Annotated in this window: 4 protein-coding genes; 3 read left to right on the top strand and 1 reads right to left on the bottom strand. The window is 50.2% G+C overall.

The features are described 5' to 3' along the window. The coding region (locus Q7V48_07745; protein ID MDO9210626.1) for a helix-turn-helix domain-containing protein at positions 1-155 on the bottom strand (155 nt) is incomplete at its 3' end. A gap of 287 nt (positions 156-442) precedes the next feature. Between Q7V48_07745 and Q7V48_07750 the strand changes: the two genes are divergently transcribed. The 3 genes from Q7V48_07750 to Q7V48_07760 all read left to right on the top strand — a co-directional run. After that, complete coding sequence (locus Q7V48_07750) at positions 443-1,978, top strand: 4-hydroxyphenylacetate 3-hydroxylase N-terminal domain-containing protein (protein MDO9210627.1); 1,536 nt, start codon at positions 443-445, stop codon at positions 1,976-1,978. A 58-nt stretch (positions 1,979-2,036) separates the two neighbouring features. Then, entirely contained in the window at positions 2,037-2,828 is a 792-nt protein-coding gene (locus Q7V48_07755) for an epoxyqueuosine reductase (GenBank protein MDO9210628.1), read from the top strand. A gap of 65 nt (positions 2,829-2,893) precedes the next feature. Continuing rightward, the coding region (locus Q7V48_07760; GenBank protein MDO9210629.1) for a 3-hydroxyacyl-CoA dehydrogenase NAD-binding domain-containing protein at positions 2,894-3,388 on the top strand (495 nt) is incomplete at its 3' end.

Below are 3,388 nucleotides of genomic sequence, written 5' to 3' on the forward strand. Positions count from 1 at the left end.
TTGCTCCGGATATAATGGTAAAGGCTGCTTTCGCGAATGCCGATGGCCCGGCAAATCTGTCTCATGGAGGTGGAAGCATAGCCGTTTTTATTGAATAAAAAGGCGGCATTCTTATAGAGCTCAGCCTTCCTCCCGCGAAGAAATTCTCTTGCCATTCGCCTATTCTTCTCCCCAATTCTCCCTTGACAGGATGGTGGAACAGAGGTAGGATAGTCAACACCTAACGAACGTTAGATTCGCTTATAACCCACACGAGAAATCCTGTCAAGAAGAATTTTTGGTCCACTTTCCCAAAAATTGATCAAGGGGAATATGAAAGTTTCCCGATAGAAATCACTATTAGAAGTTATTTGAATTCCTATAATTAAGAAAAAAATCTTTCGTCTGGTGGATTAAAAAGCTCCCCAAGACTAATTCATTGCCCTGATTAGGAGAAGATTTAATGGCTTTAATGACTTCCGAGGAATACCTCCAGAGCTTGGGAAAGATGAAACCCACCGTTTATGTAGATGGAGAGCGGGTGGAAAACTTTGCGGATCACCCCCTGATCCGGCCGGCCATCAACATCACCGCCAAGATGTATGCCATGGCTCAAGATCCGGATTATGAAGGAGTGCTCACCACGACCTCGCACCTTACCGGCCGCAAGATCAGCCGGTTCAATCACATCTACCAGAGCACGGAAGATCTCCTGAAAGCCCTTTCCATGCTCAGGCTGACCAATCAGGCTGTGGGGGCTTGCAACATGCGCTGCCTGACGAAGGAGCTGATCAATCCCCTCTATGATACCACCTTTGAGATCGACCGGGAGTGTGGGACTGACTACCACCGGAGGTTTAAAGATTACCTGATTTTCCTCCAGGACGATGACCGGATGGCCAGCGCAGGAGTCACGGATGCCAAGGGGGATCGGCGCCTTCGACCCTCGAAACAATTCGACCCGGACCTCTACTTGCGGGTGGTCGATAAAAATGAAAAAGGGATCATCGTGCGGGGAGCCAAAATGCATCAGACGGGAGCGCTTACCGCCCATTATCTGAATGTGGTTCCCAGCACCATCATGGGTGAAGACGAGAAAGATTATGCCGTTGCCTTCGCAACCCCTTCGGATGCTCCGGGGCTTATCCATGTGTTCGGCCGGCATGCGCTTGATGAGAGGAGATACACGGGGGCGGACCTGGGAAATATCAAGTACGATATGCATGAAACGATGATCATCTTTAACGATCTATTCGTCCCCTGGGAGCGGGTCTTCATGTGCGGCGAATACCCCTTCACCCAGACCCTCGTCGAAAACTTCATCGCTAACCATCGCTATTCTTACGGGGGGTGTCGTCCAGGCACCTTTGATGTGCTCATTGGCGCGGCCAAGCTCATCGCCGAGTTCAACGGGATAGACCGTGCCTGGCACATTCGAGAAAAACTGACCGAGATGTCCTTTCTGAACGAGACTATGTGGGCTTGTGCAGTGGCGGCTGCTGTTCAAGGAGTGAAGAAACCGTCGGGCTGGTATCAACCCGACAAGCTATTGGCCAACGTGACGAAACTCCATGTTACCAGCATCCCCCATGAGCTGGGGAAACTGGCCATTGACTTGGCCGGGGGCATTGTCGCTACTTTGCCGTCGGAAAAAAATTTGCATAACCCCGAAATTGGACCGTTGGTACGGAAATACTTGCGAACGAAACCGGAGCTTCCGGTAGAGGATCGGATGCGCATCATCCGCTTGATCGAATTCTTGGTCCAGGGGGTTACGATTCCAGCGGACTACTTCGGCGGCGGCGGTCCGGCCACTCAGAAGATGATCATCGAGCGAGAGACCAATTTCGAATACAAAAAGCGGCTGGCCAAAATCATTTCGGGCATCGCCGAAGAAGACAGTGCGAATAAAGCCGGGAAAATGATGATTGATGGTATCGTTTCCGGTTGTTGCGATGCCTATGGGACCGAGAGCTGCCCTTTGCCGCGACGCTCCTAAGGGTACCAATTTTAATTGCTTTTCCCGCAAACATGTCCTTACAGCAAGGAGGGAAAAGATGGATGCCCGTTTAACGGAAGGGCTAAAAAAGGTGGCGAAAGCCTGCGGGGCTGATTTATTCGGGGTTGCGGCCATGGAAAGGTTTGCGGGAGCTCCCCCAAGGCATAAACCAGAGGATATTCTGCCCGGGGCTGAATCGGTCGTTTCCATTGCCTTAAATGCTTTGGAAGGGACATTTTCCACTCCCGTATTCCATGTCTATCAACTCTCTTATGCCCTATTGCGAAGCAGGGCAAATGAAATTTCGTACCATTTAGCCAGATTCTTGGAAGAGAGAGGTTACAAGAGTGTAATCGTCCCCGGAACCATTCCTCTGGATATGATCGAAAAGAAAGGACTCTTTGGAGCTTTCTCCCATCGACATGCCGCCCAAGCAGCAGGTTTAGGCAAGATTGGGCTTAACCAACTGCTAGTTACGAAAAATTTCGGCCCCAGAGTGTGGCTGGGAACAGTCATCACCAGTGCTTTATTATCTCCTTCCCCCCTGCTCGAAGAAGACCCATGCCCGGGGGATGAATGCGGCAAATGTTTGGCGGCCTGTCCCCCTGGGGCCTTATCCCTAAATGGGATTGATAAGAAGAAATGTCTGGAAGAGGGAGTCCATGCTCAGAATTTAAGTGGTTTATTAAAATATCTCAATAAAATCCTGGTGGCAGAAAATTTAGAAGAGAGGAAAAAACTTCTCTGGAGCGCGGAGATGCGAGTTTTGTATCAATCCTTGGTCTGTGGTATGATTCCGGCGTGTGATCGTTGCCTTTCCGTGTGTTCCGTAGGCAGGCGCTGTGTTTGATCGAGGCCACCATATTACGTTCCTGTAACCCATTCATTCCTAAAACCAGAAAAGAGTTGAAAGCCATGGCAGAGATAAAGAGAATTGGGGTGATCGGTGCGGGCCTTATGGGGAGTGGCATAGCCCAGGTGGCGGCGCAGGCGGGATTCAATGTAGTCATGAGGGACGTGGAGGATAAATTTCTCGAGCGCGGTTTTAGCTCCATTAAAAAAAGTTTAAACCTCCTTTTGGAAAAAGGGAAGATAACCCGGGCGCAAAGGGAAGCGGCCTTGGGGAAAATCAAAGGAACCCTCTTTTTGGAGGAGGCCGGGATAGATGCTGATATTATTATCGAAGCCGCTCCGGAAAACCTGGAATTGAAGAAGAAGCTATTTAAAGAGTTGGATGAAATATGTCCGCCTCCAAGCATCTTGGCGACCAATACCTCTTCCTTGAGTATCACCGAGATTTCCACCGCCACCCGCAGACCTGATAAGGTCATCGGGATGCATTTTGCCAGCCCGGTCCAGGTAATGAGGGGCGTTGAAATTATTCGCGGCCTGGAAACCTCTGATGCAACC

It is taken from the genome of Deltaproteobacteria bacterium (genome assembly GCA_030654105.1).
Lineage (GTDB): Bacteria > Desulfobacterota > SM23-61 > SM23-61 > SM23-61 > JAHJQK01.